The sequence below is a fragment of the Rhizobium sp. NZLR1 genome, assembly GCF_017357385.1.
GTDB lineage: Bacteria > Pseudomonadota > Alphaproteobacteria > Rhizobiales > Rhizobiaceae > Rhizobium.
The window spans coordinates 3,153,256-3,165,920 of the sequence record NZ_CP071632.1 but is presented as its reverse complement, the minus strand read 5'-3'; the positions used below and the strand labels follow the sequence as shown (position 1 = coordinate 3,165,920).

Genomic DNA, 12,665 nt, shown 5'->3' with positions numbered 1-12,665 from the left:
CATGCAATTCCGTCATTCCGATTCCATCTGGCAGGACTTTCCGGAGCTTCGCGCCGGTGCGCTTCATGTGGAAAGTATCCATGCGGATGCTGATGTCGAGGCGGCGATCGCCAGCTTCGGCGCGATTGCCGAGGCCCGGCTGGCCGCAGCGCCGGAAGGCGAGTTTCCTGAAATCCAGGCGTGGCGGCGCGGTTTTTCCCGAATGGGGCTGAAGCCGACGCAATATCGCTCGGCCTCCGAAGCGCTGCTGCGCCGCTTCCGCCAGGAGCATGGCCTGCCGCGCCTGCATCCGCTGATCGATCTCTGCAATGCGATATCGCTCGCCTTCGCCATTCCGATTGCCGTCTTCGACACCGAGAAGATCACTGATGATCTCGAGGTCCGGCGAGCCGGGGGCCACGAGACCTATCTTACCTTCGGCGGCGAAATCGAACATCCGGAACCGAACGAAGTGATTTTCGCAGACAGTGCGGAGAGGGCGCATGCTCGGCGCTGGACGAACCGGCAGAGCGGGCTTTCGGCGGTGCGGCAGACGACGCACTCGGTGCTGATCGTTGCCGAGGCCCTGCATGCCTCCGCGGCCGAGGATATCGGCACGCTGATCGAAACGCTCGCGGATGCACTGACACGTCACTGGCCGGCGGCGCCGAAAACGGCGATGCTGAGCCTGAGATCACCGCTTTTCGAATTCTAGATGCCGGCGTTTCAGGCCTTGGACGAACCGCATGCCCACCCTATCTCCACGGCATCGACATTTCCTGGAGGCGAACCCTATGTCAGACAAATCGATCAAGATCCCGGGGCCGGATCATCCGATCACCGTAGAACACAATCCCTCCCGCGTCGTCGTCACGCTTGACGGCAAGGTGATTGCCGATAGCCACGATGCGCTGACGCTTCGCGAAGCCTCCTATCCGCCGGTGCAGTATATTCCGCGCAAGGATGTGGACATGGCGCTGCTGCAGCGCACCGACCATACCAGCCATTGCCCCTATAAGGGCGATGCCGCCTATTACAGTATCATTGCGGGCGGCGATCGGTCGAAGAATGCGGTCTGGACGTACGAGGCGCCGAATGCCGCGGTCAGCAATATCAAGGACCATCTCGCCTTCTATCCCGACCGGGTCGACGGCATCGAGGAAATGGCTTCACCGGAAGCCGGCACCTTCTGATCACGGCAGTCGGAACATGTTGCCCGCGGGATCGTTAGCGTGTTCTAGCAGGGGATGTGTCGTGCCTAAATTCTACTTTCAGCTCCTCGATCGTGATGGTGTCGGGGCGACCGAGACCGGATATCAATTCGCCTCCATCGAGGCCGCCAAAGCGGAGGCGCGGCGCGTGCTCGCCGAGATGGCCGCCGAAGGCCTGCCGGCGGAACCTCTGAACATGCTGTCGGTCGAACTCTTCGACGAAAGCCGGCGGCCGCTTGCGGAAATCCGGCTGATTCTCGAGGAAATCGCGAAATAGCCGAGGCCGGAATGCTGCTTGCGATGTTTGTCAGAGCAATGGCGCGACTATGTCAAATTTAATTGCCAGCGGTGGAGGCGGGTCTTAATGCATGTCGCCCGGAGGTGTGCAGCGGTTCCGGGCGAACGACATGCATAAAAAAAGAGCCTAAGCGTCGCGGCGACCGAGTGGGATTGGTGCGGGAGACCTGCGGCAACCCTGAAACCGTTGCCGCTACCGCAAGACGTCGAGCCATTCATTGTTGAAGACGAGACTGGCAACCGTCACCGGGTCGCCGCTTTCGTTGCGAACGGTGACGGCGATGACGGCGCGATCACCCGCAGGCAGTTCGTCACGGGCCACATCCAGCAGGATGCGGGTCACCTCTTTCGAAATGTCCTCGCGCGATCTGAGCTCGGTGCCGTGCTCGTCGCGTGTGGGACCTTCGCCATTATGCAGATCGAAAAAATAGCGAGCCATGTTCTTTCCTGTGCGTCACAGGGGGAAATTACAGATGAAGACAATTGTTCCCGAGGCCAGGCATTGATTCCTATAGAAAATACAGGTCGCATCGTCATGATCCCCTCTTTCGAACTCGACGGACGAGCTCGTGATTGAAGCCCTGCTGCTCAACCTTGGAAGCCGCGATGTGCTGTCGACCGAGGAGGAAAACCGTCTCAGGTCGATCCTGGTCAAGGACCGGCACTTTGCTGCCGGAGAGGATATTGTCGCCGAAGGCAGCCGGCCGCCCTACAGCACGCTGCTGCTCGATGGTTTCGCCGCGCGCTACAAGGTGATGGCCGATGGCAGCCGCCAGATCACCGCGCTGCATGTCGCCGGCGATTTCGTCGACCTGCACGCCTTTCCCCTCAAGAAAATGGATCACGGCATCGTTGCGCTCTCGGCCTGTCATGTCGCCTTCGCCGATCATGGCGATCTCCGGGCGATCACCGAGCGCATGCCGCATCTGACCCGGCTGCTCTGGCTCGATACGCTGATCGATGGCGCCATTCACCGGGAATGGATCGTCGCCATGGGCCGGCGCTCGAAACGGGCTCAGATCGCCCACCTCGTCTGCGAGCTTTTCGTGCGCTTGCAGGTCGTCGAGCGGACGCGGGGCGCCAGCTTCCAGTTTCCGTTGACGCAGATCGAGATGGCCGACGTGCTCGGCATTTCCGTCGTCCATCTGAACAAGACGCTGCAGGCGCTGCGGCGCGAGGGGGTGTTTACCTGGGAGAACCGGACGATCACCATCGTCGATTGGGAGCGCCTGCAGGAAATCGCCGAATTCGATCCCGCCTATCTCAGCATCCACAGTGAGCCGCGCTAAAGCGCCCGGGATTAAGCTTGCGTCATGCGGCGCCCCGTATGGCGTAACCGGGTCGCGCCAGCGCATTCCGATTGACAAACAGCGTATCGGGGCAGAACACCGTTCCGACCTTCCCAGAACTCCCAAGAAGGCTGGCGCAGCCGCGGCCTGCCGGTGACATCGCAATGGACATATCCCAAGGCCCGCGGAGCGTTCTTCGCCACCCAGGCTATCTGAACTTCGCTGCCTCCCGCGTGTTTTCCTCGCTTGCATTCCAGTCCATCGGCATTGCCATGGGCTGGATGATCTATGACCAGACGCATAGCGCCTTTGCGCTCGGCCTCGTCGGCCTCTGCCAGTTCCTGCCGATGGCGCTGCTGACCTTCGTCGTCGGCCATGTCGCCGACCGGTTCGACCGGCGGCGCATCGGCCTCGTCTGCCAGGTGATCGAGTCGGTGACGGCGCTGGTGCTGGCGGTTGCCACCTGGCAGCAATGGCTGACGCCAGCCGGCATTCTTGTCGCGGTCACGGTGCTCGGCGCCGTCGTCGCCTTCGAGCGGCCGACCATGGCGGCGCTGCTGCCGAATATCGTGCCGGCCTCGATGCTGCAAAAGGCGGTCGCAACCTCCACTTCGCTGATGCAGACGGCGCTGATCATCGGCCCGTCACTCGGCGGCCTGCTTTACGGGCTGAACCCGGTCGCGCCCTTTGCCGTGTCGGCGCTGCTCTTTGCCGTCGCGAGCGTCAACGTCATCTCGATCCGCATGCAATGGGCGCCTGCCAAGCGCGAGCCGGTGACGCTTGCCTCGGTCTTTGCCGGCGTCTCCTTCATCCGCAGCCGGCCGGTGATGCTCGGCACCATCTCGCTCGATCTCTTCGCAGTGCTGCTCGGTGGCGCAACCGCGCTGCTGCCGATGTTTGCCAGCGATATCCTGCATGCCGGCCCCTGGGGACTGGGCTTCTTGCGCGCCGCACCGGCGGTCGGCGCGCTCGCCATGTCGATCGTGCTGGCCCGCAGGCCGCTCGAAAGCAATGTTGGGCGCAAAATGCTTGCCGCCGTTGCGGTATTCGGCGTCGCCACCATCGTCTTTGCACTCTCCACCAATATCGCGCTTTCCGTCGCCGCACTGCTCGTCGTCGGCGCGTCCGATACGGTCAGCGTCGTCGTGCGCAGCTCGCTGGTGCAGCTTCTGACGCCGGACGAGATGCGGGGCCGCGTCAGCGCCGTCAACTCGCTGTTCATCGGCACCTCCAACCAGCTCGGCGAATTCGAATCCGGCATGATGGCGGCAGCCCTCGGTCCCGTCGCCACCGGCATCGTCGGCGGGCTCGGCACTGTTATCGTGGTGCTCCTGTGGGTGCGGCTCTTCCCCGACCTGACCAAGGTCAAGACGCTGCAGGGCTGATGCATGGCTGGTGCGTTGAAAGCAGCGGCGGCCGCCGTTAGGTTCGCCCGAAACATTATTCGGCGGGGACCGCGCGTGACGAAAGTTTTTCTATCCTGTGTGCTCGCGACCGTGTTCGCATCGGCGCCGGTCGTGGCGCTGGCCGATTGGCAGGCTGTGGAAGAGGTGCGGCCCTATTCGATATCGGGAACGACCGGCGCCGAACTCTACGAATCGATCGGGGCGCGGGGGCCTGAAGCCGGCGCGAGCCGGGCGATCGCGCATACGACGTTCAAGCTGACATGGACCCGGAAATACGAACCGCAGGGCAATGCCTGCGTCATCATCACCAACCGGCCGAAGCTCATCATCACCTATACGCTGCCGAAGCCATCGGCAGCGCTGGCGCCTGCCGTTAGAAGCAGCTGGGATGCCTTCATTACGGGCGTGTACGCCCATGAGCGGGTGCATGGCGACACCATCAAGGCGATGGTCAGGGAAATCGAGGCGATGAGCATCGGCCTCACCGTCGCCGATGATCCCGACTGCAAGAAGATCCGGATCGAGCTGACGCGCCGCCTCGGCGAGATTTCCATGAGGCAACGCCAGAGCGGCCGCGACTTCGACAAGATCGAACTCGGCGACGGCGGAAATATCCAGCAGCTCATCCTCAAGCTGGTCAATGGGCCCTGATCGGGCCGAAGCGTGCCAAGGGAAGGCCGCTATGGCGTGTTGAGACTCAGGGCGTCCGGATCGTGCCGTCCGGGCTTGCCTGATCGACCGCGGCCGGCAGGTGTTGCGCGAGGATATTCGCCACCTGGTCCGTCGGCACGCCAAGCTTCTGCGCAAGCGAGACGAGATATTCGTTCGAGAGTGCGGAACGGATTTCGTCTGGGGTGATCGGCTGGTTTTCGCCACGCCCGAGCCAGGAATTGACACGCGACCCGAGGCCGGCGTCGTTCAGTTTCGTCACCACGCCGTCCAGGCCGCCGAATTGGGAAAAGGCATCGGACATCAGTCCGCCGAGGCCGCCCGGATGGTTGCTGATCGCCTTGCTCAGCATGCCGCCCAAATTATCAAAGAGACTCATCGCATCCTCCGTGTAGATCGTGATCGGCGCCGCCGCGTGGCGACGCCTGTGATAGCCGAGCGAAAAGACGTCAGGACTTGAGTTTGCTGTTGCAGATGCTGTAATAGCCGCCGCCCTTCTTGATCCAGGTGAGGCCGCCCAGGCTGTCATTGGCCTTGTCGGTTTTGTATTGATCGAGACAGGTATGCATTCTCGCCTTACCCGGGGTCTCGCTTGCGTATTTCGCCGAGACCTTGGTGGGGAAGACCACGCCCTTCGGAGCCTTGGTCGTGGTTGCCGGCGGTTCGGATGCATTGTCCGTATTGGCCATCGTCGGCTCTTCGTTCTTGGCATCGCCCGCAGCAGGTGCTGTGGCCGCAGGTGCTGCCGCGGCATCGGTTCCGCACTGCGCCTTACGGAAATCGTTCCACTTCATTCCATTCAGGCTGTTGGCCGCTTGTGCCGCTTTGTATTTGGCGCTGCATTCGTTCATCGTCAGCGCATTCGCGTGAGACGCGAAGGTGAATGCTCCGATACCAAGGGCGACGGCTGTTCCGATAGAAGCAAGTTTGATCATGAATACATCCTCCAAGAGCTGTATTGATGTCGACGCCTGAACGCGGGCACACGCCGCGTAGGCGGGTGCTGTCAGGTAACATTAGATCGCGGAGCAATACTGTCAAATTTTAGGCGTTCATTATATAAGTGGAGAATAAATCAGTAAATTTCGATACAGCCGTGTTGCCAGCCCGCTTTCGATCGGGTGAACGGTCGGTCGGTCTGGAACTACCCGACTGGTCTCCTATTTCTCCCGTCAGCGTGAGATAGATGGAGGAGGCGTGCAATGTCCTATGTCGATGGTTTCATCGTGGCGGTGCCGAAGGAGAATATCGAAGCCTATAAGGAATTCTCGGCCTTCGCCGGGTCGATCTGGAAGGAATATGGCGCGCTCGAATATGTCGAATGCATCGGCGACGACGTGCCCTATGGCACGCTGACCTCCTTTCCTCGCGCCGTGCAAGCCAAAGAGGACGAGGTGGTGGTGTTTTCCTGGATTGTCTATCGGTCGCGGCAGGAGCGCGACGATATCAATGCCAAGGTGATGGCCGATCCCAGGCTCAAAGGCGACCAATGGCAGATGCCGTTCGATGGCAAGCGGATGATCTATGGCGGCTTCGAGACGCTGCTCAGGCTCTGATGCCGGCGCTCCCGCTTTTCGAGGCATTGACTTGGCCGCCATGACGCGCCAACTCGCGGGGATATCACTCCGAGACGGGAGAGCGCCTTGCCGCAGACGGTCCTTACACTAGCCACACGCGGGCAGGGACTTTACGAATTCACCGACCAGGCGGAGGCTTTCGTCAGAGCGGCCGGGCAGGAGGAGGGGCTTCTCACCGTCTTCGTGCGGCACACTTCCTGTTCGCTGCTGATCCAGGAAAATGCCGATCCCGACGTACAAACCGATCTTCTCGCCTTCTTCCGCCGCCTCGTGCCGTCGGCCTCCGATCCCGCGATGGGCTGGGTCGTGCATAGGGCCGAGGGGCCGGACGACATGCCGGCGCATATCAAGGCGGCGCTCACTCAGGTTTCGATCGGCATCCCCGTCGCGAGGGCGCGGCTGATGCTCGGCACCTGGCAGGGCCTTTATCTGTTCGAACATCGCGACCGGCCGCACCGGCGCGAAATCGTCCTGCATCTCAGTGCCTGAAAGGATTAATCCTTCTGAATGAAAACTGAATGCGCGGTTCGAATGCCATTCAGTTTGCAGCGTCTACTGTCGAAACAATCCCTGAAGGGAGAGTTCGAGCATGTCGCGCGATAACGACATGCGTAAAGACAAAGAACAAATCGACGGAGACACCCCATGACGCATTTGCTCGCCAAAGCCTCGCTTGCCGCATTGCTCGCCCTCTGCTCCATTCCGGTCACGGCTTCCACCGCGGCAGCCGCAGGGCCGCAGACGAACCTCGTCGCCGAAGCGCAATACCATCGTCCGATCCGCGGTTGCTCGCCGATGCATGCGGTGCGCAAGGCGCGCGACTTCGGCCTGCGCGATGCCCGCATCACCCGCATGTCGCCGCGCGTCGTCGTCGTTGCGGGGCGTGAGCGTCGCGGCTGGGACAGGATCACCTTCGCGAATGTCCGCGGCTGCCCGCTGATCCGGCGTTAAGCACCCTGCGGCAAACGTCCAAGCGGCGCTTGCCGGCCGCTTTTGCCTTGACGGCGACACTTTCACTTGTCTCTTCTCTAGCCCGTATGGGTGATTCCCAAATGACGCTTCGGCGGAATGCGGAGTAATAGGCGGGCGGCTCGGCCGCACCGACTTTCAAACGAAAGGTTTTTAGATGATGCAGTTTTTGGCAAAGGCGGGTCTTGCCGCCATGCTGACAGCCGGCACCCTTGCCGGCACGGTGGCGCCTGCCGCCGCGCAGTTGAATATCATTATCGGCGATCAGGATCGTGATCAGCCGCGGGATTACCGCCGTCCGCCGCCCGGCTACGACCGTCCGCCTCTGGGCTACGATCGCCGGCCGCGCGGTTGCGATCCGCGTCTCGCTGAAGATATGGCCCGCGATTTCGGCTTCCGCCGCGCCCGCGTCGTCGACGTCACGCCGCGCCGCGTCATCGTCCAGGGCTGGACACGTCGCGGCCCCGACCAGATAAGCTTCGGCAACGTCCGCGGCTGCCCCGCTCTGCGTCGCTGATATCAACTAGAATACCGACCGCCTTTGCCAGTCTCCCGGATCGGCAAGGGCGGTTTTCTTTTTGTGTAATTCTTTGACAGCGCCGCGCGTCTGAAGGACGCGCGGCGCTGTCATGCTTACTGATCGATGGCGAAGGTCACGGTGACGCTGACATTGTAACTGTTCTCGCCGCCCTGGACGGGAACGGCAGCGTCGGAAGCTTCCTTCATCATCGTGGCGCGATAGGCGGGCTGCGGCATCGGGCGAGGGACGTTCTCGTTGATCTCGATGATCCGGCCGAGCTTGACGCCAGCGGCTTCGCTCAACGTCTTCGCCTTCTTGACGGCCTCGGCGACGGCATTCTTGCGCGCCTGTTCGAGGGCTGCTTCCGGCTTGTCGTTGGTGAACTGGATGTCGCCGTCCTGGTTGATACCGAGGGTGACGGACTGGTCGATCACCTGGCCGAGTTTGGCGAGATCGCGCAGCCTGACGGTGACCGAATTGATGGTCTGGTAGCCGATCAACTGCGGCTGCTGTTGCTGGCCATCGACCGGCTGCGGATAGTTGTATTGCGGCTGGATGGAAAAGCCTGAGGTTTGCAGATCGCGCTCGGCGATGCCGCCGTCCTTCAGCGCCTTAAGCACCTCGTTCATCGCCTTGTTGTTCTCGTCGAGCGCTTCGCGGGCGGTTTTCGCCTGCTTGACGACAGCGAGATTGACGACGGCCATATCGGGAGCGATGGCCGATTCGCCATCACCGGTCACCGAAATCACCGCCTCGCGCGGCTTTGCTTCCTGCGCCAATGCGGGCGCTGCGCTGCCAAGCGGCAGAGCCAGAAGGGTAGTCATCAGAATAGTTTTGGAGAGAATCGGCGCCATGTTTCATTCCCTAGTTGTCGTTTCCCGGAACCACTTTCTGTCGGTTGATTGTGAAGCTATTGCGGCGGAAAGGAAGGGCGGAGGCGCATCGGGAGAAAAATGTGCGGGATGCGTGGGTGGAACTCAAAACCCGTTCAGCGGTCGGCTGCAACATTCGGCTCAACAGGGAGTGAAAGAGAACGCGTCCTGCGCTGGCGAGTAACGGAGAGTGTGCCGTGTCAGCCCCTCTGCCCTGTCGGGCCCGGGGTCGAGCCGCGGGTCTCGACCCGTCCTTCGGACCCCCACGGGTGGGAAGATCGCCTAGACGCACTGGTTTCCCCAGACAATTGGCGTCGCAGAACGACGCAACGGAAGAGAGGTAGGAAGGCCTAGCCACTTGCCGATCTCCCCACCTGTGGGGGAGATGCCCGGCAGGGCAGAGGGGGGCGACCACGGCATACCCTCTCCATCCTGGGCACGGTTTTCACCGGCTTGGTCTGCAGTTCCACGGTTTCGCAGGCGCCGAAGGCCGGCCTGTCGACTGGTCCTAGTTCCGGAAGGAATTGCCTATTTCTTGATCAGAAGCCGCAGACGGCTTCGCGGCGCGCTTTATGCGCCGAAATCATCCATAAACGACGGATGGATCGCAGGCTTGCGCTCTTCGCGCGCGTCGCGAAAACGCTGGGGAACCGCACCGAGACCGGTCACGAAACGGGTCAGGAGATTGCGGTTGAAAAGTTTATGCAGGGCACTCATGGCAGTTCACTCATTCTTTTTTTTGTTAGCCGGCAGCATATATTTTGCCCAAGCTGCCATCGCAATGGGCAATTTTACATGACAGTTATGCGACAGTGCATGGCTCGGAGGCAGGTGAAAGGCGATCACATTGGCGTTAGGCGGGGCCGCCGAGGCGGCCAACCGCTCTAAATCCTCACAAACACCCGTCATCGCGTGGTAGATTGCCCTCTTGGGCTGAAATCACGCCCTTCCGAAGGAGACGCTCAGATGAACCGATTTTTCGCCTTTATCGCGACCGGAACGCTGATCAGCCTTGCAACGATCACGTCGGCCTGCACGTCGTCCGGAAGCCTCGACCAGACCTCTTCGATCGGCGACGGTTACTATCACGAGAGTCGCCCGCTCAACCCGGCCTGCGGGGGCGGGTTCAGACCTAGCGACGGGCGTTCTTGTAGTTATTAGGAAGAGTCCTGAGCACCATGTCGTTGGACGAAGTCAGTCTGATGCTGTCGTGGCGGTAGCCTATGTTTCGCCCCACATCGCCCCTATGGCCCAATCCACGACTGGCTTCCCATGGACCGAGCAAGCGGAGATTGTTGGGCAATTACAGCCAACTGCCTGCAGCCGGCGGCTCCACTTTTCCGTCTGACAAGCATGCCGTGCCGAAAGATGCGGCACCGACCAATGGAGCTATCACGGCACTGGCGTCCGCATTTCCAGCGCTAATAGCTGCACGGACGATCGTTGCCGAATCCATTGCGGCAGGCGGGCCGGAGGGCAAAATCAGCGCTGTGAGAGGTATACCCGACCGAGCCCGTTTGCACCGAGTCATGTGAGCTCGTGGTGCAGGACGATGCCGACATGGAGATGACGAAGACGGCTGTCATGGCTGCCAATAGTTTGCGAGTTTGAAACATGTGACCATCCAGCATTGCCCAAAGAGTGTCCTTGTATTCCTGACAACTAGGGTCGATGAGGCATTCCGATAACTGTGCTTGTCGATCAAGATTTCGTTATTTGTTGACAAACCTTCGCCAGCTTCACCCGAGGGCTAAGCCTAACCCGGAAAACCTGTTGGGGAGCCCATTGGCTCTCCAAATAGCCACTCTAGGAAACGCCGCCGCCGAGATAGTCGGTTTTCCGGCTTGGGCCGTGCCGCAATGAACATCACCGCTTTGGACGCCTGCTTGGCGTCCAAGGTTATCACTCAGTGAAGCCCTTGCAGTCTGTTCCGCCGCTCTGCCAGCAGTTCATTTTGAACCAGATTCCTGGCATTGTCCGAAAGACCATTCGGCCCGAACAGACCAAGCTCGGTAAACCGCGCTTCGATTTCCTTCGGAATGCTATCCGCTTCGTGTTGGCAGAGGCGCACAAGCCACTTCCATTCGTCGCTAGTCATATCCCTGTGCACGACCATGAATTGCTACCCCTCCCGAGAACCACGACATCCATTAATAAGTAGCACAACTTCTGTCGAAAGGCAGGTGGTTCGACGATCGGACTGATCATGCGCGTATCATCGTTTGTTTGTGACGCCCACACCAAGTTTCAGCCGATCGTTCAGCAGTGGGACGAGCATCTTCATTGCTTTGTCGGCGTCCAAAAAGTCTACTTCCGCCCGCCTGACGAGTTCATTTGCTAAAGTTTCGATCTCATATACCGATGCTTCGAAGTGGCTGCCCTGCATTATGTCGAATTTCCCTCTGCCTTGAGTTTTATCGAAAACGTGGTTCTCACTCTGCGTCGGGATCGCCGCTCTCTTGGCGTCGTATATTGTCCAGATTGGGATAATCGAATTGTGGATCTTGTCTAACGACACAACTGCGTTGAACGCATCGTCGTTCTTCAAGGACAATAGCATCGCCATCTCAGCTGGTGAAAATTCGACGGGGGTTGGAAGGTTTGCTATCGGAAGAAGAACAGCGGATATCAATTCTATCTTCTCGCGCTTTGCTAGCGCGAGCCGATCATCGATAGTTTTTTTGATATTAGTGAGCGATGAGTGGATAGAGATCACTTTAAAAAGAAGCGAATATCCATGGCTTTTTGCTTCCATCCTTCGATCATCTTTACGTTCCCTGCGCGCCGCGTTTTGTTCCTGCTTTTGAATGAACAGTGCGATTAGGCCGCCCACAATTGCCCCCACCAGTGCGGACCAGAATTCACTTCCAAGCCAAGTACCTAATTCTCTGATGGACGTAAGAATTTCTGACATGCTCGCCTCGTCGTAAGATGGTGAAAATTACTGTAGCGGAACCGGCAACATGAAGTGGGTCGCAAATCTGGTCACAGCTTTTTTCGGCACGTGCCCCATCATTCGCAGCGTGAGGAAAATCTGATAGCCAGCCTCGGTGATGAAACGTGGCGTAAACAGTGGGTGGCTAACCAAGTTGTCAGCCGATCTTTGGGAAAAATGGTGGGCCCGGAGGGACTCGAACCCCCAACCAAGCGGTTATGAGCCGCCGGCTCTAACCATTGAGCTACAGGCCCTTGACGCCGGTGGTGGGCGCCTTGGCGCCGGAGGCCGGCGCCTGGATGCCGGGGCAATGGTTCCCACAGCATCGGTTCGCTCTAACGCAAATTGCAGGGAGCCACAAGCGCAGAGCGCAAGCATCTGTGGACGGTGCATATTTCGTGGGCGCCGGTACTGGAACCTTCTCGCGCGGGCGGCAATTACAGAGATTGGATTCGATGAAGAGGGCGGTCGCAGATGGTGGCGTTGAACAGTGCCGTGGTGCTTATCGTCGAGGACGAGCCGCTGATCCGGTTCACTGTCCTCGATGTGCTTGAAGATGTCGGCCATGTGGCGCTGGAGGCGGCAAATGCCGATGAGGCGTTGGTGGTGCTGAAGGGCAGGCAGGATGTCGATATCCTGTTCACCGACGTCAACATGGCAGGTTCGATGGACGGGATCCAGCTTGCCAAGCGGGTGAGGGCGATGCGGCCGAATATCGGCATCATCATCACCTCGGGCATGGTGCGGCTGGACCCCATGGCGCTGCCGGCCAACACCGCCTTCCTGCCGAAGCCCTACATGCACGACGCGCTGATCTCGACGATCGCTTCGCTGATGACGTGACTGGATTGCTTGGTGATAGGACTTCCCCATGACATGACTGGGCGCGCAGCCGCAAAACGGGGACGGTTTTGCGGCTGCGCGCGAGGCGCCGGGAGACA

General features: G+C 60.1%; 20 protein-coding genes and 1 tRNA gene. 12 read left to right on the top strand and 9 right to left on the bottom strand.

All coding sequences use genetic code 11. The features are described 5' to 3' along the window. The first annotated feature begins 1 nt into the window (after position 1). The 3 genes from J3O30_RS15780 to J3O30_RS15770 all read left to right on the top strand — a co-directional run bounded on the left by J3O30_RS15780 (position 2) and on the right by J3O30_RS15770 (position 1,467). Positions 2–694, top strand: a complete 693-nt coding sequence (locus J3O30_RS15780) for a phenylalanine--tRNA ligase beta subunit-related protein (RefSeq protein ID WP_207581215.1) — start codon at positions 2–4, stop codon at positions 692–694. Between the two features lie 79 nt (positions 695–773). Continuing rightward, positions 774–1,172, top strand: coding sequence for a DUF427 domain-containing protein (locus tag J3O30_RS15775; RefSeq protein ID WP_207581214.1), 399 nt, complete (start codon positions 774–776; stop codon positions 1,170–1,172). Positions 1,173–1,233: 61 nt separating this feature from the next. After that, entirely contained in the window at positions 1,234–1,467 is a 234-nt protein-coding gene (locus J3O30_RS15770; RefSeq protein WP_207581213.1) for a hypothetical protein, read from the top strand. A gap of 213 nt (positions 1,468–1,680) precedes the next feature. Here J3O30_RS15770 and J3O30_RS15765 read toward each other — a convergent pair whose 3' ends face one another. Then, positions 1,681–1,926 (bottom strand): hypothetical protein, encoded by a 246-nt coding sequence (locus tag J3O30_RS15765; RefSeq protein WP_207581212.1) that lies wholly within the window; start codon positions 1,924–1,926, stop codon positions 1,681–1,683. 130 nt (positions 1,927–2,056) lie between these two features. Between J3O30_RS15765 and J3O30_RS15760 the strand changes: the two genes are divergently transcribed. The 3 genes from J3O30_RS15760 to J3O30_RS15750 all read left to right on the top strand — a co-directional run bounded on the left by J3O30_RS15760 (position 2,057) and on the right by J3O30_RS15750 (position 4,833). After that, on the top strand, positions 2,057–2,776 hold the full coding sequence (locus J3O30_RS15760; RefSeq protein ID WP_207581211.1) for a Crp/Fnr family transcriptional regulator: 720 nt from the start codon (positions 2,057–2,059) through the stop codon (positions 2,774–2,776). Between the two features lie 164 nt (positions 2,777–2,940). Further along, positions 2,941–4,161 (top strand): MFS transporter, encoded by a 1,221-nt coding sequence (locus J3O30_RS15755; RefSeq protein ID WP_207581210.1) that lies wholly within the window; start codon positions 2,941–2,943, stop codon positions 4,159–4,161. Positions 4,162–4,164: 3 nt separating this feature from the next. Then, the gene (locus J3O30_RS15750) at positions 4,165–4,833 is read left to right on the top strand and encodes a DUF922 domain-containing protein (RefSeq protein WP_207581209.1); all 669 of its coding nucleotides are present in this window, start codon (positions 4,165–4,167) and stop codon (positions 4,831–4,833) included. Positions 4,834–4,879: 46 nt separating this feature from the next. Here J3O30_RS15750 and J3O30_RS15745 read toward each other — a convergent pair whose 3' ends face one another. Together J3O30_RS15745 and J3O30_RS15740 are read right to left on the bottom strand one after the other, a co-directional pair. Beyond that, complete coding sequence (locus tag J3O30_RS15745) at positions 4,880–5,230, bottom strand: YidB family protein (protein ID WP_207581208.1); 351 nt, start codon at positions 5,228–5,230, stop codon at positions 4,880–4,882. A gap of 70 nt (positions 5,231–5,300) precedes the next feature. Continuing rightward, positions 5,301–5,786: a hypothetical protein gene (locus J3O30_RS15740; protein WP_207581207.1), complete on the bottom strand. Its 486-nt coding sequence runs from the start codon at positions 5,784–5,786 to the stop codon at positions 5,301–5,303. A 267-nt stretch (positions 5,787–6,053) separates the two neighbouring features. Here J3O30_RS15740 and J3O30_RS15735 point away from each other — a divergent pair, with 267 nt between their 5' ends. The 4 genes from J3O30_RS15735 (at position 6,054) to J3O30_RS15720 (ending at position 7,914) form a co-directional block, all read left to right on the top strand. Beyond that, positions 6,054–6,407, top strand: a complete 354-nt coding sequence (locus J3O30_RS15735; protein WP_207581206.1) for a DUF1428 family protein — start codon at positions 6,054–6,056, stop codon at positions 6,405–6,407. 87 nt (positions 6,408–6,494) lie between these two features. Beyond that, positions 6,495–6,917, top strand: coding sequence for a secondary thiamine-phosphate synthase enzyme YjbQ (locus J3O30_RS15730; RefSeq protein ID WP_207581205.1), 423 nt, complete (start codon positions 6,495–6,497; stop codon positions 6,915–6,917). A 156-nt stretch (positions 6,918–7,073) separates the two neighbouring features. Next, positions 7,074–7,379, top strand: a complete 306-nt coding sequence (locus tag J3O30_RS15725) for a hypothetical protein (RefSeq protein ID WP_207581204.1) — start codon at positions 7,074–7,076, stop codon at positions 7,377–7,379. A gap of 175 nt (positions 7,380–7,554) precedes the next feature. Next, on the top strand, positions 7,555–7,914 hold the full coding sequence (locus J3O30_RS15720) for a hypothetical protein (RefSeq protein ID WP_207581203.1): 360 nt from the start codon (positions 7,555–7,557) through the stop codon (positions 7,912–7,914). Between the two features lie 116 nt (positions 7,915–8,030). On the opposite strand, the gene J3O30_RS15715 is transcribed toward J3O30_RS15720, so the two are convergent. Then, positions 8,031–8,771: an SIMPL domain-containing protein gene (locus J3O30_RS15715; protein WP_207581202.1), complete on the bottom strand. Its 741-nt coding sequence runs from the start codon at positions 8,769–8,771 to the stop codon at positions 8,031–8,033. A 588-nt stretch (positions 8,772–9,359) separates the two neighbouring features. Beyond that, complete coding sequence (locus J3O30_RS15710) at positions 9,360–9,506, bottom strand: hypothetical protein (protein WP_003593213.1); 147 nt, start codon at positions 9,504–9,506, stop codon at positions 9,360–9,362. A gap of 249 nt (positions 9,507–9,755) precedes the next feature. Between J3O30_RS15710 and J3O30_RS15705 the strand changes: the two genes are divergently transcribed. Then, on the top strand, positions 9,756–9,950 hold the full coding sequence (locus J3O30_RS15705; protein WP_207581201.1) for a hypothetical protein: 195 nt from the start codon (positions 9,756–9,758) through the stop codon (positions 9,948–9,950). A 260-nt stretch (positions 9,951–10,210) separates the two neighbouring features. Here the strand turns inward: J3O30_RS15705 and J3O30_RS33190 are convergent, their stop codons facing one another. From J3O30_RS33190 to J3O30_RS15690, 4 genes are all read right to left on the bottom strand, one after another. Next, positions 10,211–10,405 (bottom strand): hypothetical protein, encoded by a 195-nt coding sequence (locus J3O30_RS33190; RefSeq protein ID WP_246762677.1) that lies wholly within the window; start codon positions 10,403–10,405, stop codon positions 10,211–10,213. Between the two features lie 290 nt (positions 10,406–10,695). Beyond that, positions 10,696–10,905 (bottom strand): hypothetical protein, encoded by a 210-nt coding sequence (locus tag J3O30_RS15700; protein WP_207581200.1) that lies wholly within the window; start codon positions 10,903–10,905, stop codon positions 10,696–10,698. Positions 10,906–11,004: 99 nt separating this feature from the next. Then, the gene (locus J3O30_RS15695; protein WP_207581199.1) at positions 11,005–11,703 is read right to left on the bottom strand and encodes a hypothetical protein; all 699 of its coding nucleotides are present in this window, start codon (positions 11,701–11,703) and stop codon (positions 11,005–11,007) included. A gap of 199 nt (positions 11,704–11,902) precedes the next feature. Then, positions 11,903–11,978 (bottom strand) — tRNA-Ile (locus J3O30_RS15690). A 220-nt stretch (positions 11,979–12,198) separates the two neighbouring features. On the opposite strand from J3O30_RS15690, the gene J3O30_RS15685 reads away from it, so the two are divergent. Then, positions 12,199–12,567 (top strand): response regulator, encoded by a 369-nt coding sequence (locus J3O30_RS15685; RefSeq protein WP_207581198.1) that lies wholly within the window; start codon positions 12,199–12,201, stop codon positions 12,565–12,567. Positions 12,568–12,665 lie beyond the last annotated feature (98 nt).